This window comes from Marinilabilia salmonicolor JCM 21150 (genome assembly GCF_000259075.1).
Classification (GTDB): Bacteria; Bacteroidota; Bacteroidia; order Bacteroidales; family Marinilabiliaceae; genus Marinilabilia; species Marinilabilia salmonicolor.
Window position 1 is genome coordinate 205293 of sequence record NZ_AJKI01000010.1, and the last position, 24329, is coordinate 229621.

Genomic DNA, 24329 nt, shown 5'->3' on the forward strand with positions numbered 1-24329 from the left:
ATTTTATTTACAGGCCTTTTAAAGAAAAGGGTTACATCTTAGTTACATCAAAAGAGGATTCAGGCAACTTCTTTAATACGTCACCCAGAATCAGGACGCTGACTTCCAATAAATTAAACTTATTTCCCCCAAATAAAAAGAGAAGAATAAAACGAGCATGATATTATGCTTACATAATATCACAAAAGAATATGTTTAAAAAATATTATGTGAGAGCGAAGCGGTTCATTCGTTCTGAAATTTTTAATTAGTTTTTTTTATCAGTTAATTACAAAGTTTCAAACGAATGACAAGAACATAAATTTTGGAATACCAAATTCCCAAAAGAGCATGAACAAGATTCATCAAGGATTCCATCCTACCACAGAAAATACATGTTAACCAGGTGAAATCTTTAAATAATCCCAACTCTTATACAATAAAAGACCCCAGGAAAAGTGAGGAAATAAACGCAGAGACGGAGAAGGTACAAAACCAAATAGTTCTCCTGTTCTATCTTAAAGTTCATAAAGCAAAGCCGGCCCCGAATTGCCAACTTAAAAAAATCAGACAAATTACATCATTACAAAAACCGTTTCACTATAGCCAACAGATCCTCACGACTAACAGGTTTGGTGATGTAGGCATTAAACCCAGCGTCCAGAATGGACTCTTTATCACCGGCCAGAGCAAAAGCGGTTTGGGCAATTAGGGGAAGATCCGGATTAAAGCTTCGAATCTCTCTGGCAGCTTCAACCCCGCTTTTTTGGGGCATCTTAATATCCATAAGCACCACACTCAGGTCAGGATTGTTACGTACTGTCTCCACAGCGTCAATCCCATTGTCAACGTGAATTACTTCAAAGCCTTCTCCAGAAAGCACTGCTTTGAAATAGGATACACTCAGTTTGTCATCCTCTGCAAGAAGAATAATCTTTGAAGCATCATTTTTAGTTGAAGTTTGCATATTTTTAGAGTTTATTTGTTAAGGTCTGATTCTTCCAAAAATCCTTTAACATGCTGTTTTATTCGAAAATATTTTACTCTTAAAACCATATAAAACTCGTATGAAAGAATAACATACATATTCTTGTGCATTCCATCCGTCGCCGAAGAGGAACCACTAAAACTTCAGCAACACGCGGTTTGTTATTCCATTGTCATGGTCGTTTCAACCATTCCCTTTAGTAATATTGTTAACCTGATCTATTGGGATTGATTTGTTTTAATGGCCTCGACCGGGCGATAGGGAATCGAAAAATAAAAGACACTTCCTTTTCCCTCTTCCGATTCCACCCATATTTTTCCCTTCAAATGAGCAATATATCCTTTAATGATGGATAATCCCAAACCGGTCCCCTGATAAGGTTTAGTCATATTCAGATCGGCTTGCACAAAACGATCAAACACTATATCCATTTGACCGGGGGCAATTCCCACTCCTGTATCCTTCACATAAAAAATCAGGTTTTCTGCCTCCACATAACTTCCAAACACAATCTCCCCCTTATTGGTAAATTTTATGGCATTAAAAATCAGATTTGAAAGCGCAGCCTCAATTTTTGCACGATCCGCATAAATCAGGCACCTGTATGGTTCCGGCATCTCAGACACCCTTAACTCCAGTTCTTTTTCCTGTGCCTGAGGTGAAAAAAGACGAAGAGCATAATCCAATAGTTCCCGGACATTTACCTCCGAGCATTCGGCAAAAATCTGCCCCGATTCAATTTTTGAAATCTCTATCAGATCATTGATGGTTTTTAAAAGCCGCTCACCGCTATGATTCACCATATCAATGTAAGAGTCCTTTTCTTCATCTCCAAGTCCCGGCATTTTAAGCAACTCCATAAATCCCAGAATACCGTTCATAGGGGTACGAATTTCATGACTGACGTTGGCCAGAAAAGCTGTTTTTAAACGGTCACTCTCTTCAGCTTTCTCTTTGGCAATTACCAGATCATCAATCATCTTCTTCTTTTCAGTGATATCTTCTCTGATGGATACCACATGAGTGATTTCGCCAGAAGCCTGCCAAACAGGAGAAATTTTAATATATTCCCAGTACAATTCACCGTTCTTCCGCTTATTCTTTAACTCCCCGCTCCACTCATGCCCCTCCAGCACCGATTGCCATAATTCATCCAGAAAGAGAGGGCACTGCAAACCTGAATCTACAATACTCATAGTCTGTCCTAAAGCTTCCTCTTTTTCAAAACCTGTAATTTTCGTAAAAGCTTTATTGACATATTTAATTTCTCCAGGACAGTCGGTAATGACAATGCTCAAAGGACTCTGTTCAACGGAATGACCCAAAAACAATAGTTGCGACTCTATCTTCTTCTGATGCGTAACATCACGAATAATCATACTACTTCTGGGTTCTCCATGATGATTAAGGAAGACCGATGACGTTAATTCTCCCTCAAACCTGGTGCCATCTTTACGAACAAAGAATAATTGCCCTTTAACATTACCTTCTTTTTCTCTTATGGCTATCAACTCCATCAATCGTGGGTCATCCTGATCCACCAGTCCTTTTCTGCCTGCTCTCACAATTTCTTCTTCGGTCATTCCAAACATCTGACAAGCACGTTTGTTGGCAGAGAAAATGGAGCCCGACGGACTGGTTAACAAAATAGCGTCCATACTGTGCTCAAGAATCATGCGATTTCGTTTTTCACTCTCCTCCAATCTCTGCTCATACTTCTTTCGCCTCTTAATCTCCTTTTGCAATTGCTGAACGTATTCGTTGGAATCTCCAGATGAATAAATATTTTCTTTTTTTTCCTCCAGGGAGGGTTGTTTTTTTTCATTCCCGGCTAAAAACAAAGAGATGATATCAACCGATGACTGAATTAAGCATTGCTGCTCTTCCGAAAGAGTCGCCGACAACCCGAGATGGATAAAGTTCCCTTCAGAAAAATTAAAATAATAATCTACCTGGTAGTATTTATCTCTGTTCCCAACCGGATCATTATCTTTCACTGCATTCCGCTGCTCACGGGCAATTTTCCGGGATCTAACTTCTGCAGTTGTCAATATGCTACTCTCGTTGCATTCCTCCTCTCCCAATAAAGTTATCAAGCCACGAATTAAACCTTCAACAATATCCTCTCTGCTTTTTAATTGTACCAGAGAATTCACCAAAGACATTAAAGAAACAGAAAAACCTGTATAACCCATTCTTAAAAATTGAATTCAAAAGAGCGGAAAACACCGCATCCTCTACTATTAAATAAAAACTCACCAAACAACCATTGCTATGATTGTTGTTTGAAGAAGATAAATATCAAAAAAATCTGCAAACCAATATTACGATACAAAATTAATTTGGATTCAAAAAAAACACTATTTTAGACAGTTAAGCATCGGACAGATTAAAAGAGCAAAAAAAAGCAAAAAAAGCAATGAAATATTTTGCACCGTATCGAATATTACCATATATTTGTATCGGGTTAGGGTTAAGGTTAAAGGGTTGTCGGTTTTACCGGCAGCCCTTTTTTAATACTACATTATCTCAACCCCACACCTCCACAACACACTGATTAACAACAAAAAAGCCCACCGGTGCAGCAACCACACCAATGGGCCTTCAATGAATGCAAACGCATGCATTACTATGCAATAAAGGAAATACATTAAGGCAAACTGTTTTTCAGCTCCTGATATCTTTCCTCAAAAAATTCACCGGATTTTCCACCCAAATTTTGATGATGTTCATTTATTTTCTGAATACGATCCGATGGGTTGGGATGCGTCTGAAAATAAACCATCCAATCGGGGTTATCAGATTCAGTCCCCATTTTTTCAAAAAACTCAGCCACTCCTCTGGCATCCCAATCGGTATGATAAAGATACCTGACAGCCGACTCATCAGCCTCATATTCGTCATCGCGGCTAAAAGCTAATGCAGTTGCCTGTCCTCCCAACTGCAAAAGAAGATCCTCCACCACAGTAGTCTCTTCTCCTGCAATCACCGAAAGCAGGGTTTGAACTCCGTACATTTTGGTCATCCTGTTGGTTGAATGTCGCTTGTCCGCATGAGCAAACTCATGGGCCATAACACCGGCCAAAGAAGCTTCATTGTCCAGAAATTTTATCAGCCCCGAATAATAAAAAGTTGTTCCACCCGGCACAGCAAAAGCATTCAGAACATTCTGGTCTATAATATAAACATCCCAATCAAATTCATCGGCATATTTAATCTCTCCGGTGGCAAGCAGTTTATCACGCATACCTTCGATATATGCATAAGCTTCAGGATATTCCTCTCTGCTTAGAATCGGATACTCAGAGGGGGTGGAAAGGATCTCCTGAGTCATTTGTTGTCCAAATTCAACATCCTGGCTTACACTGAATAGATTAATTTTCCCCTCTTCGCAAGAGAGCGTTAACGCTGACAAAAAAAGCATTGCAGCAACCAGTTTTAAATTTCTGATGTTCATCCTCTTAAAATTTATTTCACAATCTGTTTGATTAAAACTTATCACATCTTTCCTTAATACTTCATACGGACATATCCGGTCATTTCAAATATTCTGCCCCCCCATATGATACCACAAAAGGTCTAAAATAAAAACAATTATTAAACCAAAACCATGGAACTTTGATATTTTTCCTTTATTTTTCCTACCAGTTTAATAGCATATCTAAAAAAAATAAAATAAGCTATGACCAACTCTCTCAATACAGAACGATACGAAGAAACAAAGAAATGGTTCACCAACCATTCAGGAATTCTGGTTGCCCTGTCGGGTGGTGTTGACTCTTGCCTGGCTGCCTTTCTTAGCCGTCATTTTCTGGGAAAGGCAAAGATGGTAGCAGTTATTGGAGATTCTCCGGCTCTTAAACGCAGAGATTTGCAGCAGGCAGTGGCGTTTTGTACCGTGCATGATATAAGCTACCAGATCATAAAGCCCGGCGAAATAAATGACCCCCGATACAATTCAAACCCTGAGGACAGATGTTTTTGGTGCAAGAATTCTCTTTACACAGCAATGAGGAATCTAAAAGAAGACAAATTTCCGGACTATACGATTATTAATGGAAGTAACAAAAGTGATTTAGGAGATTACCGACCGGGGCTGAAAGCTGCTGATCATTATCGTGTGCTTAGTCCACTTGCAGATTGCGGCTTTGAAAAAAAAGACATCAGGGAAATGGCAAAACACTTTAATCTGAATGAATGGAGCAAACCGGCAAGCCCTTGTCTGAGCAGTCGGTTCCCCTACGGTGAAAGCATCTCAATCAAAAAACTACAAATGGTTGAAAAAGCGGAAGCATTAATAAATGAAGAGGGTTTTTCTGATGTGAGAGCGCGATATCGAAATGGGAACGTTAGCATTGAAGTACCCGGGGATGAAGTAGCCCTATTAAAAAAGGCCCTGCCCCGGCTCACTCCGTCGTTACAAAAAATTGGATTTGCTGATGCCTTAGCTGATGAAGAAGGCCTGATTTCAGGAAAATTAAACAGAGTGCTCTTCAATGATAAGAAACAACTCCCGTAAAACAGTCCAATAATAACATTTCCGGGCAAATACGACCTGTTTGCCCGGAAAAAGTTCCATTTAAAAGACCTGTAGTTAATGCAAGATAACAATACGGGTACATGTTTCTCTTCCGGTAAGGTAAGTCATCCGGATAAAATAGATTCCTTCGTTCAGGTCATTTACAGAAATAGAAAACTCGTTATCTCCCGACAATTTTATCTCTCTGACTTTAGTCCCTGTCATATTTATTAACTCAACAAATCTCAGCCTTTCATCACATCTGCCATAGAGGGTTTCGGAAGCAGGAATGGGCCATAATTGCAAGTTGTGGTCATCAGGAGAAGTATTACTATTAGCAACATAGGAAGTCCATTCAAAGTCATCCACCATTATTCGTTCCGTACCTTTTGTTGGAGTCAGTCTGATAAGAATATTATCGTTACTACTATTGACATTTCCACTAAAAATTTTCCAATCACTCAGGTTATCAAGTGTTTCATTGGTTACCTGAGCCAACTCTTCCCAGGTAGTACCCCCGTTGGCAGAATAAGTCAACTGGTAATGTGGTCCGGGATCATCATCCCAACGTCTGATTTTCAAACTAAAATTTCCCACGCCCCCTGACGCAATGGTAATCCGCCAATCAACGGCAGTCACATTTTTAAGTTTCCAGGCATAATTACCCAGGGCTCCGGGTACACCATCCTGATCACTACTTGTAATTCGGCAGGCTTCTCCACCGGTTGCACGAAAAAGACCATCCTCATAAGCGTGATCAGTAGCATAGCCAATAATGGATGTACCACTTTGACTACGAATCCACTTATCATCATCATTAAAATCAATTAAAGTCTGCGAAAAAGAGGATGAAATACACACCAGCAGGAAAAAAAGTGAAGAGATAATTCGGCGAGTCGGGTAAGTACAATTCATAACTTAGGGTTTTTGGGTTAAAAATTAAGGCAACAAATGCTTCTGATTTTGATTTATCAGCATAAAACTAAACATTCCAGTCTGAAATGTCAAGCAATCATACACATAGCACAACAACTATGTAAACAACCCAAATAATCGGAGATCCTACAAAACCGGCTTTCGGATAATCCATAGATCCTGTGGAAGTGAACGCCCCGCCAGGGGAGAAGGCACTTCATGATCCAACACTTCAACATTTGCATTTGCAAACATCTCAAGCATAAATAAATCTGGATGAAAGGCAGAATAAGTACGATGTCCTTCTTTCACCTTACCACGAACAATTAATTCTCCTGCATCAAACCGTTTACATTCATCCGGGGTAAGTTTCTCCCTGAAATTCTGCCCCTGTGTCGTAAAAAGCATTACACCGCCTGGCTTCAAAACCCGATTCAGCTCTTCAAACCATTCGTGATGCTTTGCAGCGGATAAATGAGTAAAAACTGACAGCCCGTATATTACATCAAAAAAATCATTCGGATAAAGCAATTCTGCATCCAGATTGTTGTTATTGAATTCAATTCCGGGAAGGTTTTTGCGACACCACCCAATACTTTTTGAATTGTAGTCGGTACCATGGCAGGACCATTGTCCATCCAACAAATCCGGAAGATGACGAATAACACGGCCCGGACCACACCCCCAATCCAAAATATTCCCATTGTCCCGGCAAACATATGGTCTGAACTTCTCAACAACCCACTTGGCAACACCCCTGCTTTCAGCAAAGTATTTATGGTAATTAATTTGAAAGGACTCATAAATTAAGTAATCAGGTGGAAGTCCAACCTCCGGATTTGCCACTTTGAACTTCCGGTTAATCTTCCTGTTTTTAATCAACTGAAAAACATACCTTACACGATCAGCAAACCTGATAAGCCTCAGGCTTCGAATAATGTTAGAAATCTGTCCTTTTTGCATATCGGGTTGATTATTTATGGTCCATTTTTTCAAACCTGCTTTATTCCCAAAAATACATTTTCTCCGCCTTTAGCCTGAATAATTCACGGATTTTCGTTAAGGGATGCTCAAATACCAAAAAAATCAAGAAACCCCCAGGCAAATTTGAGGAAGAAAATAGTGATCTATTTTCAAATCAAATATACTGAGGACTCTTGAATTTTGCTGGTAATAGAGTATCGTAATAGATAATTTATGAATTAATCAGGTAAGCGACTATCTTTGACTCACGGTAAAAAAATATGAAGATGATTATACTCAACCAGCCATATGTTTCTCAAATACTTGAAGACACCATTGCTCAAAACAACTATCCGGTGCTGAACAACACCGCATCCGAAGAGCTAACTACCAGAAAAGACCTTCCCCTTTTGAGTGACAAGGCTTTCACAGAAGCCATTCGTAACAAAAAGTTACCATTGCTTTATACCAATTCGGAGGACTCAATTGAGTGGATAACTCAAAATCTGAGATTCACCCGACTCCCTGAACTAATTATGGTTTTTAAAAACAAAGCACGTTTCAGAGAGCGCATAAGGTCAATGTATCCTGATTTTTTCTTTAAAGAAGTCTCCTTCGAGAAATTAGATCAGTTGCGTTCACAAACACTTCCCTACCCTTTCATCATCAAACCTTCTGTAGGTTTTTTCAGCATTGGGGTGCATGTAGTAAACAATGCTTCTGAATGGGAAAAAGTGGTGGCTAAGCTAAAATCTGAAACCGACTCCCTGGGACGCAACTTCCCCGGTGAAGTGATCAATGGCTCCAACTTCATTCTTGAAGAAATAATCCCGGGAGATGAATATGCCGTAGATATCTATTACGATAAAAACGGAAAACCTGTTATTCTGAACATCCTGAAACATTTATTTTCTTCTGCCGAGGACGTAAGCGACAGGGTTTACATTACCTCCAAACAAATTATTGAAGAACACATTGAATCATTCACACAGTTTCTGAGCAAAATGGGAGACCTCATTGAGTTACGTGGTTTCCCCATGCATATTGAGTTCAGAGTAGATTCAAACAACCATATTATTCCCATTGAAGTCAATCCCATGCGATTTGCAGGTTGGTGTGTAACCGACATTGCATGGTATGCTTTCGGAATAAATGTTTATGAATTTTTCTTAGAGCAAAAGCAGCCCGACTGGAACGTCATTCTGAAAGATAAAAACGATGATATCTTCAGCATGGTGGTTGCAGATTTGCCTAAGGACATACCTGTTGATAATATAAAAAAGATTGATTACGAAAAATTCCGTACATATTTTGAAGATCCACTGGAGTTGCGCAAGATCGATTACAAAAAACATGGGGTTTTTGCGTTTCAATTTGCCCGGACAAGCTACAAAAACAGAAAACTGCTGGAAGATATTTTGCAATCGGATCTTAAAGAGTTTCTGATATTATAGACAATGCGCAATAAAACTACTCCAATTTTTCTTTGAAAAAAGCCAGCACTTCATCCTTTATTTCCGGAGTCTGTTCATGCCCGATGCCCTGGTAAGTTTTATAAACAGCATTCACTCCCTGTTGTTGGTATATTTCGATACAGTTCTCCCATCTGTCAGGCATCATTTGCTTGCCCAGCAACTGAAAGACCTGCTCTCTCTCCTGAATGCTGTATCCATCTTCGTAGGGAATGGCATCATTGTCATCCATGGCTCCCATAAAAAGGAATTGTGGTGTGGCTGCAAACGCGGATTCCTGAAAACCTATACCTGCCAATGAATCAATATCACTTATGCCCAATGGATAATGAAGTGCAACATCCGCCAATGAATCACAAGGTAAAATCAGAAGTCCGTTAATACCTCCGGCTGCCATGGCTTTTACTTTATCAGGATGCAAGGCCGTAAATCGATTGGCAAAAGTCCCTGAGGCAGAAAATCCTGTCATAAAGATTTGTTCATCCAACTCATAGCCCATCTCTTTCAATGCCAATTTTGCCCTGTCAACCATACGAATCAACTGAAGATCCATGCGCTCCAGGGAATTCCCTTTTTGAAGCAACGCATCCCTGTCCAGGGCATGCGTATAAATTTGCCAATCACTCCTGGATCGGGGAAACACCGGAACCAACAAAGGCTGCTTCATTCTGACAGAAAGATAGTTGCCCATATAAAAATCAAGTTTGGCGATCCGTTCAGCTTTCTCCTTATGTTTGGAAAAGTCATCATCCACAAAACCTGAATTGTTGGGCTCTACAATCAATGTCAACTGCTTTTCAGCAGATGTCCCCTCAGGGATAAATAAGAAAAATGGATAATAGTAACCAGCTTCCGGATTTGCATCAAAAAAGTTTAGGTGGCCGTTATTAACTTTGCTACAAGAGAAAGAAAGCACTGCTACAGTTAGGAAAATCAGTATTCTCATAATCATAAATATTGTTTTAATCCCTGAATAGGATATAAAATGCAGGCCGGGCATAAGAAACACCTATCTTGTCTCTAAAATAGTAAATTAACTTGAACCGACTTTCATAGTTACAATAACCCCGTAAAAAAAATAACCTCAGCGATGTCAATTGTATCTTTAATCAATCAACTCATTTAGCCTGAACTATTCATAAATTATCTATTACAATGTTCAACTACCGGCTAAATACAGGCGTCTTCAATAAAATTGACTTGAAAATAAATTATTATTCCCTTCATCAATTTTCTTTGCGGTTGCCCGTATTTATTGGCATTTAAACATCTCATGACGAAAACTTATGAATAGACCAGGTTAGGAGGAAATTCTTCCCCCACACTCAAATAAAATCCCAGAAATCTAAACTAAAGTCCAGAAAATCACTTTTGCAATAAGAAGAAATATCAAACCCATTTGTTTTTTTCCCGTACTAAATCTACATACTTCATCCTCCCGCCGAAAAATGTCTAATTCTTACAAATGCAATTATCGATGAAAACACTTTTTCTTCTCATGGCTGCCTTAATACTGATGGGTTGCCAAACGAACCAGTCTCCCTCAAATCTTAAGGAAAATGCTACCTTTCCTGTGGGCACTGCCATTAGAGCACACCAGGTGGTCAATGACAGCTCCATGCAAACCATAGTAAATAAAGATTTTAACAGCATCACCCTCGAAAATGGCATGAAGATGTATGCTGTACACCGATCTCCAAACCAATACAACTGGAAACATGTGGATGATGTAGTTCGTTTTGCACAACAAAACTACATTCGTCTTCACGGACATGCTTTCATCTGGCATTCAGGAACTCCCGGATGGATCAGTGAAATGCAACCTGACAGCACCATGCTCGACAAAATCATGGAAGATTACATTCTCACTTATGGAAGCCGGTACAAAGGAAAAGTTGCCGGTTGGGATGTCGTCAATGAAGCGCTGCTTGATGGCACAGGAGAATTCAGAAAATCCATTTGGTACGAAACCATGGGTGAAGGATACATTTCCCGGGCCTTCGAACTGGCACACAAAGCTGATCCTGAGGCGATTCTTTTTTACAATGATTTCAACATTGAGCGGGACACCGTCAAACTGCACGCAATGCTCCGGATGATAGAAAAACTTAAGGCTCAGGATGTCCCCATCTCAGGAATTGGTTTCCAGATGCATATTCGCATGGACACAGACGAGAAAACCATCGAATACGCACTAAAAAAGGCCGCCGAAACAGGTTTGCAAATCCACCTTTCGGAAATTGATATCATTTTCAATAAGCATGACGACACTCCCGGTGGCGGTATTCAGATACACGATGAACTGACTGATGAAATGCTGCAGGCACAAGCTGATAAATACCAATGGCTGGCCGAAGCTTATATTCGGAATGTCCCACCTGAGCAGCGCTATGGAATGACCGTCTGGGGTTTCTCAGACAAATACTCATGGATCCCTTCTTTCTTTGACCTAAAAGACTGGCCCTGTATCTACGACGAAGATCTAAATCCCAAACCGGCTTATTACGGTTTTCTGAGGGGATTAGGGACTTCCAAATAAAATACTTAAATTAAATTCAAAGAGGCTTCACACAAGTGAGGCCTTTTTTTTGTAGTCAGCGAAGAAACAGCCTTGAAGCAACATCGGAATTGCATCACTCTAAATAACTTTTTCAGCCATATATAAGTCATTTTAAAACAACATTGTAATTGAATTTAATATGACTTTAAAATGGGTTAAGTTTGATTTTATATCGATATTGGCGCAGTGCCGGATGAAACCGGAGACGAATGAAACAACAAGAAAAAAGAATCAATGGTGAATTGCTTTCAAAATGTATCTTTGTATTGGCACTGACAGAAAAAAAGCCCGAAAACCTGCTTTCGCAAATCTCCGGGCTTTCCGATATCAAAAATCAACAATTATTTAATCGATGCCCCGCATCATTTTCTTCAACCATGGAGAAATGAGGAACAACAGCAATGCTGCCGAACCGGAAGAAATCACCAGGAAGAGGAAAAGATTCATATCGGGCAGATAATTTTCGAGAATTCCCCGTAATGCACCTGCCAAATAATTGGCCAAGGCAGTAGAGGCAAACCAAAGTCCCATCATCAGTGAGGTAATCTTCGGAGGCGAGAGTTTACTGATCATACTCAATCCGATAGGACTGAGACAAAGCTCACCCATGGTATGCAACAGGTAAACCATCACAAGCCACATGGGGCTTACCAGATTTGATCCGGAGGCACTACTATCAGCAGCATACATCACCACAAAACCAAGTGACAACAAGGCCAATCCAAGTCCAAATTTCACCGGAGTATTGGGATTGCGACGTCCGAGCCACACCCACAACATGGAGAATACTGGTGCCAGACCAACAATCATAATGGCATTAACCGACTGGAACCAGCTTGCTTTAATCTCAAAACTACCAATCATACGGTCGGTGAAGTCACGCGCAAACAGGTTGAATGTTCCTCCTGCCTGCTCAAAACCTGACCAGAAAAAGATGTTGAAGAAACAGAATACCAAAATGGCTCCGATACGGCTCCACTCGGTTTTTCCGGTAGTGTTTTTAATGATAATGTAAGCAATAGCAGTAATGGAAACGATGGCCACAATGCGGATAATCCAGGTAGTAGCCTCTTCGGGAAGTGTCCACCATGTTTTAACAAACAGATAAATGAAGGCAATAATTCCCAAAGACCATCCAAGGATATGAAGCCAGTCCGTGCCATTAAGTTTGGCTGTTTCGGTCTGGAAAGAACGCTTTGGTCCGAAACCAATGGTTCCGAGTTTTTCCTGTTGAAGCCAGAACCAGATAGTTCCCAAAACCATACCAACAGATACAGAGCCAAATCCCCAGGCCCAACCGATGCTTTCTCCAAGCCAACCGGCCAGAAGAGGAGCCAGAAAAGCACCCAGGTTGATACCCATGTAAAAAATAGTAAAGGCGGAATCTTTTCGTGGATCACCATCTGCATACAAGCGCCCAACCATCGTAGAGATGTTCGGTTTAAAGAAACCATTACCTATAATTAAAAGCCCCAGACCTATAAACAACCAATACTCACGCAACTCTTGCAACGCTTCAGGTGCAAGGGAAATTCCGGAATTAACCACATATTCGGAATAGGCCAATGCCGCCTGCCCGAGAGCCATTATAATACCACCAATAATGATGGCCTTTCGCTGTCCCATCAGGCGGTCGGCCAAAATACCCCCGATAATAGGGGTCAGATATACCAGACCGGTAAATATTCCATAAATTTCCAAAGCATGGTTTTCGGCATAAGCGAAACCACCATTTACAATAGTTGACGTAAGGTACAGTACCAGTAGGGCACGCATCCCATAGTAACTAAACCGTTCCCACATTTCCGTGAAAAACAGCACCCATAATCCCTGAGGATGTTTTTGTGATGGTGTGTTCATTCTTTTCTGTTTTAATTTTTAGGTTTATTTGTTTTCTGTCTCTATTTTTTCTTACATTTTGGAAACAGATTTCAATAATTCAAAAACTGTTTGAACGGTGAAAAATATTAATTTTCACGAAACAATTTGGTGTTTTGGCTTGTCATTTTCAAAAAAGATTGGAAAGTCTGTTTTTAATTCGATGAAAAAACAGTCATATCCCTCTCAAGAACAGAACGTTTAATACAACAAGTAAAAGTACAGCCACCTCACCAAATACAAAAATACATTTTGTAACCTAAGTTTAACGTGTCATTTCTCATATTACCATGAAAATTCTCACATCGAAACAAACGGGTGAAACCGACAATTACACCATAAATAATGAGCCGATTGAATCTTTGTCGCTGATGGAAAGAGCCGCAACCATGGCTTTTCGCTGGATCTCTGCTCACTTCCCAGCCTCAGGGTTTAGTGTATTTGCCGGGCCCGGCAACAACGGAGGTGATGCACTGGCTATTGCACGCATGCTTATCTCCAACGGGCGAAAGGTTAAAATCTTTCTTTACAAAAGCCGGAATTTGTCTCCCGATGCAACATCAAACCTGGAAAAACTGAAAAAACTTCCGGGATCTGACATCACCGACCTGTCCGCTGAGGATTTTTCCTTCTCCGGATTTAACAACAGAATAGCCATCGACGGGCTTTTTGGCTCAGGCCTCAACCGCCCACTTAACGAAAGAGCTGCCAAAATTGTCACACACATCAACCAATCGTTCAGGCAAATTATCTCGATTGATATTCCTTCCGGACTATTTTGCGAAGACAACAGCGGAAACAGTCGTGAAAACATTATTAAAGCTACCTACACCCTTACCTTTCAGATGCCAAAGCTGTCATTTCTATTTCCCGAAAACCGGGAACAAACAGGTCACCTGGTGATATTGCCCATTGGACTGAGCCACGAAAAAATTTCTCAAACCCCCACCCTTTGGAAAATCACAGAAAAGAAAGATATACAAAATCTGGTGTCTCCGCCACATCGCTTTGCCCATAAAGGAACAATGGGGCATGCACTGTTAATCGCCGGTAGTTATGGAAAAACCGGTGCCGCACTACTGGCCTCACGAGCTTGTTTGAGATCGGGTGTCGGACTCATGACCACACACGTTCCCCACAGTGCGGTTGCTATTTTGCAGACAGCCATCCCCGAAGCTATGATGAGCGTGGATCGCTCTGACCTGATGTTTACCGAACATCCCGAACTGTCAGCCTTTTCTGCCATTGGCGTTGGACCAGGCATTGGTACCCGTGTTAATACGCAAAGAGCACTGTGCGAGCTCCTTGACCAATCAAAAAATAAAAAAATGGTGATCGACGCTGATGGCTTAAATATCCTGGCAGCCAACCCGGAATGGATGTCAAAATTACCCGAAAATACGATCCTCACCCCCCATCCCAAAGAATTTGAACGTTTGGCAGGAGCTGCAAAGGATGATTATTCACGTTTGCAAAAGGCCATTGATTTTGCACAAAAACATCACATTATTCTGGTCTTAAAAGGAGCTTACACCGCAGTTATTTCGCCCGAAGGCAGAGTCAGCTTTAACCCCACCGGCAATCCGGGAATGGCGACTGCCGGAAGTGGGGACACCCTTACAGGCATCATCCTGGGATTACTGACTTCGGGCATTGACCCGTTCGACGCAGCAAGTGCTGCTGTTTACATCCACGGACTGGCGGGAGACATGGCCGCTCAACGCGGAATGAGAGGACTTATCGCCTCTGACATCATTGAACATCTTCAGCCTGCTTTTAAAGAGGCAACGGAATAAAAAAGAGAATTATGCGTTCATTCTATCTAGAGTCTATCCATAAACTAAGCGTTTTTCAAGTGTTTGAGATAGAAAATTCAAATTCAAGGCGTGTGAAAAATCTAAACCGCAGAATACTAATGTATTTGAATTTAGATTTTGAGCAACAACGCAGAAGTTGGACTTTATAGACAAAAATCACTATCTAGCCTGTATTTATTTAGTAACTTTGGATTTAATTAGTGCCCGTCTATAAAGTCGGGAAAGTTTGTAAAAAGTTATGTGTCTGGTCAGAAAGTGCCAGTTGTCAGGCTTGCGAAGCCGCCAAAAACGGAGTTTACTTTGGTAAATGAGTATTTTGGCGGCAAGTATAACGAAGCAAATGGTACTTTATGGACAGACTCTAATTATATCCGGCCTGTTTTATCGATAAATGCTTATCAGCAGATGAAAATAAACAGATCAGGCCAACAATATCAATTAAGCAGAAAAATAAAATTATGAGAAAAACAGAAAATCTGGCCCTCATCATTGTCCTTATGCTTCTGGCCGCCTGCAATACCCCTTTGACAATTTCCAAGGCTGATTTTGGAGAATCTACCTCATCAGTCCCCCCGGGCAGACTGGTCTATCACCTGCCAAAAACCGTAGTAAACATAGAAGTAACTGCCCGCAAAATCACTGAAAAACGCGGCCCTTATTACCGTTACTCAGAACGATATCTTAACCTTTCTGATATCATCAAAGAAGACAATGAATACTGGGAAATCGTTGAAGCCAGGATCTATACAAGCGGTATTCCGGCTCCTAACCGGATTTACAGTATTGCTGCTGAAGGGACACCTGCCGGGGCTGCTTTAAATCTCACTCCTGATGGTATTTTGCAAGGGTTCAATATGCCTGCTGATGTTTCCTTTCCATCCCCGGTAGGTGCCAGCTCACAAACTTCATCATACAAATCAGAAGAAATAAGCTTTGATGACATCCCTTTTACTGAAGAACAACTCATAAAAACTTCCAGTGCAGCCACTGCAGAGGAAGTCGCTGCTGAAATATACAACATAAGGGATTCGCGTCGCCGACTGCTCGAAGGCGATGTAAAGAACCTGCCTCCCGACGAGGGTTCTTACCAAAGAATCCTTGAGGGATTGAACAACATGGAAAAACAATACCTCTCTCTTTTTAAAGGAAAAAGGCAAACAGAAACCCGAAAACAGGTATTTTCATTTGTTCCGGAGGCGAATGAAGCTGCCAATCAGGTACTTTTCCGGTTTTCTGGTCAAAAAGGCTTTACTCAGATTGATGACATGACAGGCACTCCTGTATATATTGAAGTCATTAGTGAGGAAGTGACTGATTTCCCAGGCATTCAGTCAAATCCCAAGGAACGTACCGGCATGATTTATTGCAAACCGGGAAAAGCAACAGTTAAAGTAATTGACAGGACTAAGCAACTCACCGAAAAGGAAATTTTGATCGGACAATTCGGTTCACTGCACACCATGCCACCATCATTACTTGACAGCCCAAACACCCGGGTGGGAATGGATCCTTCAACGGGAGCGATTTTGAACATCAGTGTTCAGGAGTGACCGAAGACAGAGGTCAGAGGCTGAAGGTTGGTGAATTAGTCAGTAGTTTGCAGTCAGTAGAGAATAGATAACAGACCGAAAGAAGTTGAATCAATGACCAGGCAAACGCGACAAAGCTGATGATATATTTTTCATGGAAGGTCTTTGAAGGTGAGGCTGAGGCTGAAACTGAGGTTAAGGTTAAGAAAAAGCTTAACCAGTCTGGTTTCTGCGCAAGGGGCTAAATCCCAAACTATCCTGACACCCCAACAACTTAAAAAAACACTCAACTCAGAACCCAAAACGCTCAACCTCAACCTCAAACTCAGATCCCAAAGATCTTAACCAAACCATTCACCCGTTAAATTATCAACACGAACCCCTCTTTCAAGTCCCCCTTGGGGGGATTTAGGGGGCCTTTAAAACAGATAAAAAATGAACAAGAACATCGCCAATCTGGAACCTCAGCTATTGTGGTCCTATTTCCACAAACTGACCCAAATACCCAGACCCTCCAAAAATGAAGGCAATGCCATCAGTTTTGTGGAAAAAGAAGGTAAAACCCTGGGGCTGGAGACCATCACAGATGAAGCAGGGAATGTAATTATCCGCAAACCGGCCACTCCGGGAATGGAAAAAGCAAAAGGAGTAGTGCTGCAAGGCCATCTTGATATGGTTCCCCAAAAAAACAGTGACAAGCAACACGACTTTGACAAAGATCCCATCGAAGCCTTCGAGGAAGATGGTTGGGTGAAAGCCAATGGAACAACACTTGGGGCTGACAATGGCATCGGCGTAGCTGCTGCCCTGGCAGTTCTGGCCAGCAATAACCTGAAACACGGGCCAGTAGAAGCCCTTTTCACCATTGATGAAGAAACAGGCATGACAGGAGCCAACGCCTTGCAACCCGGGATTCTACAGGGCGACATCCTCATCAATATGGATTCTGAGGATGAAGGGGAGCTTTACGTGGGATGTGCCGGAGGAACCGACGCCAACGCTATTTTTACCTATATGGAAGAAGAGTTCCCGGAGAACCACGTGCCCAAAAAAATCAGTCTTACCGGCTTGAAAGGCGGCCACTCTGGCATGGATATCGTGCTGGAGCGGGGAAACGCCAACAAACTCCTGTTCAGGCTCCTGAAACATCTGGTAGCGCATGAGCAGGTTCGGCTCTCCACCATTGAAGGAGGCAGTTTACGAAATGCCATTCCGCGTGAGGCTTTCGCCATCATAGCCATCCCTGAAAGCAAACTGGCCGATGTGGAACAGGCCGTGGAAGGATATAAAAACATCTTCATCAATGAACTGAAAAGCGTGGAACCGGGACTCTCCCTTAAACTGGAAGATTCTGACAAACCACATTTTGTCATGGATGAGATGACCCAGGACGACCTGATAAACGCCATTCAGGGATGTCCTAACGGAGTTATCCGCATGAGCACAGAAATGCCCGGACTGGTGGAGACCTCCCTAAACCTGGCCATTGTAAAATCACACAACAAAGAAGTGGAAGTTAAAGCACTCATTCGCTCCAGCGTGGATACCGCCAAAGAGGATGTGGAGTCCACGCTCGAAAGTATCTTTTTACTGGCAGGTTCTCATGTATGGTTCGACGGGCAATATCCCGGATGGAAACCCAACATGGATTCAGAGATTCTCAAAACCATGCAAACAGTCTATAAGGACAAATGGGGCAAAACACCTGATATAAAAGCCATCCACGCCGGACTGGAATGTGGTATTTTAGGAAATGCATACCCCAACTGGGATATGATTTCTTTCGGTCCTACCATTAATTTCCCGCACTCTCCGGATGAAAAAGTGAATGTGGAAACGGTTCAGAAATTCTGGGATTTCCTGGTAAATACATTGGAAAACATCCCTGCTAAGTAGTCTCTGTCCATAAAGTACCACTTACTGCGTTACGCTTGTCCGAAAAGTACTCATTTACGAAAAGTAAACTCCGTATTTTCGGACTTCGCAAGCCTTGTAACTGGAACTTTCTGAACAGACACAGCTCCCGCCAGAAACTTTCCTGACTTTATAGACGGGCTCTAAGTCGAGTCTGTCCATAAAGTACCACTTGCGTCCCCGAAAAATCGGGGCAGGCTTTGCAATTGGCACTTTCTGACCAGAAACAAATTTTACTTAGTTTATAAGCGAACTCTTAGTAAACAACAGAGAAAGCCATTCGAAAAGCCCTCTTTGCCGGCAAATGCTCAGCAAAGAGGGCTTTTCATTCGCTAGTAAGCTGGTGAAAAAATGAGCTAGTGAGCTGATGAGCTCAAACCTCATCTCTCAACCCTCATTCCTCATTCCTCTTTCCAACACTATTTAACACCCCATTTTTGAAAATCATCATTTAAAGGCCTACATTTGCACCGCTATTAAATGAAAATCAGGCAAAAAAAGCCTGACGCATTCATCTTCTGACACCTACAATTTTTTTACACACAAATAATTTTTTGGGGAAGTCCTCATGGAAACAGCTTCAAAACTATTAGGACGCTTTCTTATATGGCGGGTTAAAAACATTTCACAAAAACACTTTACACTGTTTTTGTCCTTTGTCATCGGAATGGGCAGCGGTTTGGCGGCCGTAATACTAAAGAACACCATACACTTCACCCACCAGCTTCTGACAGAAGGATTCACCATGGAGCATGAAAACTGGCTCTACCTGGCTTACCCGCTGATCGGAATTTTCCTTACCGTCGTTTTTTCAAAATATTTCGTAAAGGACAGCATCAGCCATGGTGTCACCAAAATATTACATGCATTCTCCCGCAAAGGCGGATATCTGAAACCGCACAACTCATTCACCTCGATCATTGGAAGTACCTTCACCATCGGATTTGGGGGATCAGTCGGAGCTGAGTCCCCTATTGTACTTACCGGAGCATCCATAGGATCATCCCTGGGACGGATGTTTCACCTCAATCAAAAAACCATCACCCTGCTGGTCGGAGCAGGCGCTGCAGGTGCTGTAGCCGGTATTTTCAAAGCCCCCATCGCGGGAATGGTATTCACTCTCGAAGTGCTGATGCTGGATCTGACAATGGCCTCAGTAGTGCCGCTGCTTATCGCATCTGTTACCGCCACTACGATTGCCACCTTTTTTCTGGGCGAAGGAGCCGAATTTGCATTTCACCTCGAAGAACAATTTGTGCTCAACAACCTCCCCTGGTATGTGGTTCTGGGCGTTATAGGAGGACTTTTGTCACTTTACATGACCTGGGGAAGCATGTACGCCGAAGGAAAGATCCTCAAAATTAAGAATCCTTTTGCACGGCTATTGGCTGGGGGCTTGATTCTGAGTTTACTGATTTTTCTCTTCCCCCCACTTTACGGAGAAGGTTACACCACTATATCGGCCCTGCTCAGCGGAAACACGGATGTAATTGTTGAAAACACCTTTTTTTACTCACTGAAGGAGAACAATCTGGTGATTCTTGGCTTTCTCCTTTTGCTTATCATTTTTAAAATCGTTGCCACAGCTGCAACCAACGGAAGTGGAGGTGTCGGCGGAATTTTCGCTCCCACCCTCTTCACTGGAGGTATTGCAGGTTTTCTGCTATCAAAGCTATTAAAAGATCTGGGCTGGGCCAGTCTCCCAAGCTCGCACTTCACCCTCGCGGGAATGGCAGCCCTTATGGCCGGGGTTATGCATGCACCACTTACGGGAATTTTCCTCATTGCAGAAATCACCAACGGTTATGCCTTGTTCATTCCATTGATTCTGACCTCCACAGTATCGTACCTGACCATCATGTACTTTGAGCCACACTCCATTTATACCAAACGTCTGGCCAAGAAAGGAGAATTGCTGACTCACCATAAAGACAAAGCTGTATTGACACTCATGCGTCTCAATAAAGTAATTGAAACAGACTTCAAAACGGTAAATCCCGACATGTCTCTGGGGGAAATGGTGAAAATAATTGCAAAAGCACGCAGAAATCTTTTCCCCGTGGTACATGAAGATGGCAAACTTCTGGGCATCGTTCTGTTGGACGACATCAGAGAAATCATGTTCAATAATGAGCTCTACAACAAAATGAAGGTGGAAAACTTTATGACGGTACCCCCGGCATTCATCGAAGCCAGCGAAAACATGGATCAGGTAATGCGGAAATTTGAAGAAACGGGCGCATGGAACCTTCCTGTTACAGATCAGGGGCGATACCTGGGATTCGTTTCAAAATCAAAGATATTTTCCGTTTACCGTCGGGTTTTGATTCACTTTTCGGATGAGTGATGAATAGAGAATCGTTTTTAGAGAAAAGCCAATAGAATAAAAGACAGAAAATCTGGCAATCAATTATTACCTTTGGAAAAAATAAACAAAGTAAAATATAGCCTTCTTCCAAAGCTGGTTATTTGATAGATAAAAGGATTATAGATTTTTTCAATTCAAAGCATAAAAGAATAATTCCTCTAATCTCTATCATCTAATTTCTAACCAACTACTTCGAGGCTCCTAACTTTACAAAACAATGAAGAGAGACGAGAAAATTTTCGAACTGATTGAAAAAGAGCACAAACGTCAGCTCAACGGCATCGAATTGATTGCCTCCGAAAACTTTGTCAGCGAACAGGTAATGAACGCCATGGGAAGCTGCATGACCAATAAATATGCCGAAGGCCTTCCCGGAAAGCGTTACTATGGAGGCTGTGAGGTGGTTGATGAAAGCGAAACACTGGCCATCGAACGTCTGAAAGAGCTTTTCGGCGCTGAATGGGCCAATGTTCAACCACATAGTGGTGCCCAGGCAAATATGGCAGTTCTTATGACAGTTTTAAATCCAGGTGATAAGTTCCTTGGATTAGACCTGTCTCATGGAGGCCACCTTTCACACGGTTCGCCCGTCAACAGTTCAGGCCGTCTCTACGAACCCATTGCTTACGGAGTAAAAGAAGATACCGGACGCGTAGATTATGACATGATGGAAAAACAAGCCCTGGAGCACAAACCCAAACTCATAATTGGTGGCGCCTCGGCTTACTCACGTGACTGGGACTACAAACGTATGCGTGAAATAGCCGACAAAGTAGGCGCCATCCTCATGATCGACATGGCCCACCCCGCCGGGTTGATCGCTGCAGGCTTATTGGAAAACCCGGTAAAACATGCACATATTGTAACCTCAACCACACATAAAACACTTCGCGGACCACGCGGTGGAATCATCCTGATGGGCAAAGATTTCGACAACCCCATGGGGATTAAAACCAAGAAAGGTGAAATCCGCAAAATGTCTTCGTTGCTCGATTCTGCGGTATTTCCAGGTATTCAGGGAGGACCACTGGAGCACGTGATTGCTTCCAAGGCAGTCTCTTTCTTCGAAGCCCTACAACCTGAATATAAAGAGTACCAAAAGCAGGTTCAAAAGAATGCCGCAAAAATGGCTGAGTGCTTCATCGAAAAAGGCTACAAAGTCATTTCCGGAGGTACCGATAACCACAGTATGCTGATTGATCTGCGCACCAAATTCCCCGAGCTGACCGGTAAAAAAGCCGAAAACACGTTGGTTCTGGCGGACATCACCATCAATAAAAACATGGTGCCTTTCGATGATCGTTCTCCTTTTCAGACTTCAGGCATTCGTGTAGGAACAGCTGCACTTACCACTCGTGGACTGAAAGAAGAGCACATGGCACCGGTTGTTGATTTACTTGATGAAGTATTGAGCGATCCTGACAATGAGACTACACTCAATTCAGTAAAGGAAAGAGTCAATAAAATGATGAAAGATTTCCCGATGTTTGCGGACTAAGCGAGGGAGTGAATCAAAACCAAGATAACATTCGAAAGGGGTGAGCTGGTCTGTTACGACTATTTCATCCCTTTTTTTATCAACCTCTTTTTTTCAACAGATTATTAACCTACCTTATACATATACCGGATAATGTATAAACAGGCTGAAAGCCTGATAGCAATAGCCCAGGGCAATCCACTGGGACTGGAGTTATCCCCCACGCCCCCTCTCTTTATTGGTCGCGTTGCGACCAATAAAGAGAGTTCTTTGTAACAAACCTTACCATGCTCGTTTTATCAGAAACAACAAAAACGAAATGTAATTTTAACCGGTTATCTTTGTGCTCACAAAAAAAGGGAACACATATACCATTTCCCAAATTACAGAGAATGAAAAAATGGAAATTACCGATGCAATAATATTAATAGCCGCCGGACTTGCTGCCGGAGTAATCAACACCTTTGCAGGCAGTGGATCATTGATTACGCTTCCGCTACTTATGTTCATGGGGCTCCCACCCGCGGTGGCCAACGGCACCAATCGAATAGGCGTGGTGGTGCAAAACCTGGTTGCAACCCGAAATTTCCTTCAGCAAAAGGAGCTTCAGCCCAAAAAGGAATGGTCCCTGATTATCCCGACATTGTTTGGCTCTTTACTTGGAGCGTTGGTCGCGGTTGAAATCAACGAAGACATCCTCAACTATTTCATTGGCGGGCTATTGGTGGTGATGTTCTTTGTGATTTTACTGAAACCAGCAGCATGGATAAAGGGACAAGCCAGCCAGGTTAAAACCACCAAATCCCGCATCATCAACAGTATCATTTTCTTTTTTATCGGAGTGTATGGCGGGTTTATTCAGGCCGGAGTGGGACTTTTTCTTTTGGCCGGATTGGTGCTCAGTGCAGGATACAACCTCATCAGAGCCAATGCTGTAAAGGTGTTAATGGTGCTCTCATTTACCATTGTAGCTCTTATTGTTTTCATTTCTGCCGGACAGATCGCTTGGAGTTACGGCCTTTTGCTGGCAGCCGGCAATGCAGTAGGTGCCTGGTTTGCATCGAAGAATGCAAGTAAAATTGGTACCAAAAACATCCGATATATTCTTTTAGCAGTAGTGCTGATCTCAGGACTGAAAGTATTGGGAGTTTTTTAAAGTTATTTGCAGTGGTGAACCATATCGAAAAAAACAGTATTTTTATTCTTAATAGTATTTATCGATGCCACCAAACCCCTTAATCAGTTTATGGTCTTTCGTCTTTTCCATGAAATGATGTAAGCGTTTCTTAAACTCTTCTGGTCTTTTCCTTGCACTTTCAATGTATGCAATTCTAATTCTTTTGTAAGGTTCTGAAAAATTTTGAAAATTCTCCCAAACATCATTTTCCGATTTTAACTCCCTGATTATGTCTTCCGGAAAACTGAATTCCTTTTGAATTACTTCCTTAACTTCATCCTTCAATGAGTTGTGAATCAAATTGTTTTCAAAAAGCCATTTCAGGCGTTCTACATTCGGTTGTGAGAAAGACGAATTTTTTCTTCGTTTGCAAAATCTTTGAATGGTGGTCTCGCTGTTTAATGATTTGACGGTACTGTCAATCCATCCGAAACATAAAGCTTCTTCAACTGCGTCATTATACAAAATTCTCTCTTTACCTGTTTTCTTCAATGGATATTCCAACCAAATGTCATCTCTCGTTTCAAAATTAGTCTCGAGCCATTTTCTCCAATGATGTCTGCTTTTAAAATATTTGGTGTCTATTCCGGTCATTTGTTCAAATTGTTGCCAACAGATATATCCAAATTAGTCAGTAGCTTATAGGCAGTAGTCTGTAGTGAGGACTTCATATACTGACATACCCAGAGCACTAACAAAATCATATAAATTACCTTAGTACATGACAAAACAGTTAAATAATTGAAAATCAATAAAATAACAGTCTAAAAATT

At 41.9% G+C, this 24329-nt stretch carries 17 protein-coding genes; 9 read left to right on the top strand and 8 right to left on the bottom strand.

From position 1 onward, the window contains the following. Positions 1-562: 562 nt before the first annotated feature. The 3 genes from W7W_RS0106915 to W7W_RS0106925 form a co-directional block, all read right to left on the bottom strand. Entirely contained in the window at positions 563-946 is a 384-nt protein-coding gene (locus W7W_RS0106915) for a response regulator (RefSeq protein ID WP_025006876.1), read from the bottom strand. Positions 947-1185: 239 nt separating this feature from the next. Then, the gene (locus W7W_RS22835) at positions 1186-3162 is read right to left on the bottom strand and encodes a sensor histidine kinase (protein WP_025006875.1); all 1977 of its coding nucleotides are present in this window, start codon (positions 3160-3162) and stop codon (positions 1186-1188) included. 455 nt (positions 3163-3617) lie between these two features. Beyond that, the gene (locus W7W_RS0106925) at positions 3618-4424 is read right to left on the bottom strand and encodes a M48 family metalloprotease (RefSeq protein WP_010663074.1); all 807 of its coding nucleotides are present in this window, start codon (positions 4422-4424) and stop codon (positions 3618-3620) included. A gap of 225 nt (positions 4425-4649) precedes the next feature. Here W7W_RS0106925 and larE point away from each other — a divergent pair, with 225 nt between their 5' ends. Continuing rightward, a complete protein-coding gene (gene larE, locus W7W_RS0106930; protein ID WP_010663075.1) occupies positions 4650-5486 on the top strand; it encodes an ATP-dependent sacrificial sulfur transferase LarE in 837 nt (278 codons plus the stop codon). A 75-nt stretch (positions 5487-5561) separates the two neighbouring features. On the opposite strand, the gene W7W_RS0106935 is transcribed toward larE, so the two are convergent. Then, positions 5562-6401 (bottom strand): T9SS type A sorting domain-containing protein, encoded by an 840-nt coding sequence (locus W7W_RS0106935; protein ID WP_010663076.1) that lies wholly within the window; start codon positions 6399-6401, stop codon positions 5562-5564. 147 nt (positions 6402-6548) lie between these two features. Then, positions 6549-7364, bottom strand: coding sequence for a class I SAM-dependent methyltransferase (locus W7W_RS0106940; RefSeq protein WP_010663077.1), 816 nt, complete (start codon positions 7362-7364; stop codon positions 6549-6551). 287 nt (positions 7365-7651) lie between these two features. On the opposite strand from W7W_RS0106940, the gene W7W_RS0106945 reads away from it, so the two are divergent. After that, on the top strand, positions 7652-8818 hold the full coding sequence (locus W7W_RS0106945) for an ATP-grasp domain-containing protein (protein WP_010663078.1): 1167 nt from the start codon (positions 7652-7654) through the stop codon (positions 8816-8818). A 16-nt stretch (positions 8819-8834) separates the two neighbouring features. Here the strand turns inward: W7W_RS0106945 and W7W_RS0106950 are convergent, their stop codons facing one another. Further along, positions 8835-9782 (bottom strand): alpha/beta hydrolase family protein, encoded by a 948-nt coding sequence (locus W7W_RS0106950; RefSeq protein ID WP_157202451.1) that lies wholly within the window; start codon positions 9780-9782, stop codon positions 8835-8837. Positions 9783-10313: 531 nt separating this feature from the next. Here W7W_RS0106950 and W7W_RS0106955 point away from each other — a divergent pair. Then, a complete protein-coding gene (locus tag W7W_RS0106955) occupies positions 10314-11375 on the top strand; it encodes an endo-1,4-beta-xylanase (protein ID WP_025006874.1) in 1062 nt (353 codons plus the stop codon). A 366-nt stretch (positions 11376-11741) separates the two neighbouring features. Here the strand turns inward: W7W_RS0106955 and W7W_RS0106965 are convergent, their stop codons facing one another. Further along, positions 11742-13256 carry a peptide MFS transporter gene (locus W7W_RS0106965; protein ID WP_010663081.1) on the bottom strand — a complete coding sequence of 505 codons (1515 nt, stop codon included), beginning with the start codon at positions 13254-13256 and terminating at the stop codon, positions 11742-11744. A 308-nt stretch (positions 13257-13564) separates the two neighbouring features. Here W7W_RS0106965 and W7W_RS0106970 point away from each other — a divergent pair, with 308 nt between their 5' ends. From W7W_RS0106970 to W7W_RS0107005, 6 genes are all read left to right on the top strand, one after another. Then, on the top strand, positions 13565-15070 hold the full coding sequence (locus W7W_RS0106970; RefSeq protein ID WP_010663082.1) for a bifunctional ADP-dependent NAD(P)H-hydrate dehydratase/NAD(P)H-hydrate epimerase: 1506 nt from the start codon (positions 13565-13567) through the stop codon (positions 15068-15070). 479 nt (positions 15071-15549) lie between these two features. Then, positions 15550-16641 (top strand): DUF4831 family protein, encoded by a 1092-nt coding sequence (locus W7W_RS0106980; protein WP_010663084.1) that lies wholly within the window; start codon positions 15550-15552, stop codon positions 16639-16641. 414 nt (positions 16642-17055) lie between these two features. Beyond that, on the top strand, positions 17056-18516 hold the full coding sequence (locus W7W_RS0106990) for an aminoacyl-histidine dipeptidase (protein ID WP_010663085.1): 1461 nt from the start codon (positions 17056-17058) through the stop codon (positions 18514-18516). A gap of 667 nt (positions 18517-19183) precedes the next feature. Next, positions 19184-20881 (top strand): chloride channel protein, encoded by a 1698-nt coding sequence (locus W7W_RS0106995; RefSeq protein WP_234408603.1) that lies wholly within the window; start codon positions 19184-19186, stop codon positions 20879-20881. 238 nt (positions 20882-21119) lie between these two features. Next, on the top strand, positions 21120-22400 hold the full coding sequence (glyA, locus tag W7W_RS0107000) for a serine hydroxymethyltransferase (RefSeq protein ID WP_010663087.1): 1281 nt from the start codon (positions 21120-21122) through the stop codon (positions 22398-22400). Between the two features lie 322 nt (positions 22401-22722). Further along, positions 22723-23535, top strand: a complete 813-nt coding sequence (locus W7W_RS0107005; protein WP_010663088.1) for a sulfite exporter TauE/SafE family protein — start codon at positions 22723-22725, stop codon at positions 23533-23535. Between the two features lie 48 nt (positions 23536-23583). On the opposite strand, the gene W7W_RS0107010 is transcribed toward W7W_RS0107005, so the two are convergent. Beyond that, entirely contained in the window at positions 23584-24150 is a 567-nt protein-coding gene (locus W7W_RS0107010; RefSeq protein WP_010663089.1) for a YdeI/OmpD-associated family protein, read from the bottom strand. Positions 24151-24329 lie beyond the last annotated feature (179 nt).

Excerpts from the sequence above, each read along its gene's own strand:
- W7W_RS0106915 (WP_025006876.1), bottom strand. The coding sequence starts at position 946 with ATGCAAACTTCAACTAAAAATGATGCTTCAAAGATTATTCTTCTTGCA.
- W7W_RS22835 (WP_025006875.1), bottom strand. The coding sequence starts at position 3,162 with ATGGGTTATACAGGTTTTTCTGTTTCTTTAATGTCTTTGGTGAATTCT.
- W7W_RS0106925 (WP_010663074.1), bottom strand. The coding sequence starts at position 4,424 with ATGAACATCAGAAATTTAAAACTGGTTGCTGCAATGCTTTTTTTGTCA.
- larE (WP_010663075.1), top strand. The coding sequence starts at position 4,650 with ATGACCAACTCTCTCAATACAGAACGATACGAAGAAACAAAGAAATGG.
- W7W_RS0106935 (WP_010663076.1), bottom strand. The coding sequence starts at position 6,401 with ATGAATTGTACTTACCCGACTCGCCGAATTATCTCTTCACTTTTTTTC.
- W7W_RS0106940 (WP_010663077.1), bottom strand. The coding sequence starts at position 7,364 with ATGCAAAAAGGACAGATTTCTAACATTATTCGAAGCCTGAGGCTTATC.
- W7W_RS0106945 (WP_010663078.1), top strand. The coding sequence starts at position 7,652 with ATGATTATACTCAACCAGCCATATGTTTCTCAAATACTTGAAGACACC.
- W7W_RS0106950 (WP_157202451.1), bottom strand. The coding sequence starts at position 9,782 with ATGAGAATACTGATTTTCCTAACTGTAGCAGTGCTTTCTTTCTCTTGT.
- W7W_RS0106955 (WP_025006874.1), top strand. The coding sequence starts at position 10,314 with ATGAAAACACTTTTTCTTCTCATGGCTGCCTTAATACTGATGGGTTGC.
- W7W_RS0106965 (WP_010663081.1), bottom strand. The coding sequence starts at position 13,256 with ATGAACACACCATCACAAAAACATCCTCAGGGATTATGGGTGCTGTTT.
- W7W_RS0106970 (WP_010663082.1), top strand. The coding sequence starts at position 13,565 with ATGAAAATTCTCACATCGAAACAAACGGGTGAAACCGACAATTACACC.
- W7W_RS0106980 (WP_010663084.1), top strand. The coding sequence starts at position 15,550 with ATGAGAAAAACAGAAAATCTGGCCCTCATCATTGTCCTTATGCTTCTG.
- W7W_RS0106990 (WP_010663085.1), top strand. The coding sequence starts at position 17,056 with ATGAACAAGAACATCGCCAATCTGGAACCTCAGCTATTGTGGTCCTAT.
- glyA (WP_010663087.1), top strand. The coding sequence starts at position 21,120 with ATGAAGAGAGACGAGAAAATTTTCGAACTGATTGAAAAAGAGCACAAA.
- W7W_RS0107010 (WP_010663089.1), bottom strand. The coding sequence starts at position 24,150 with ATGACCGGAATAGACACCAAATATTTTAAAAGCAGACATCATTGGAGA.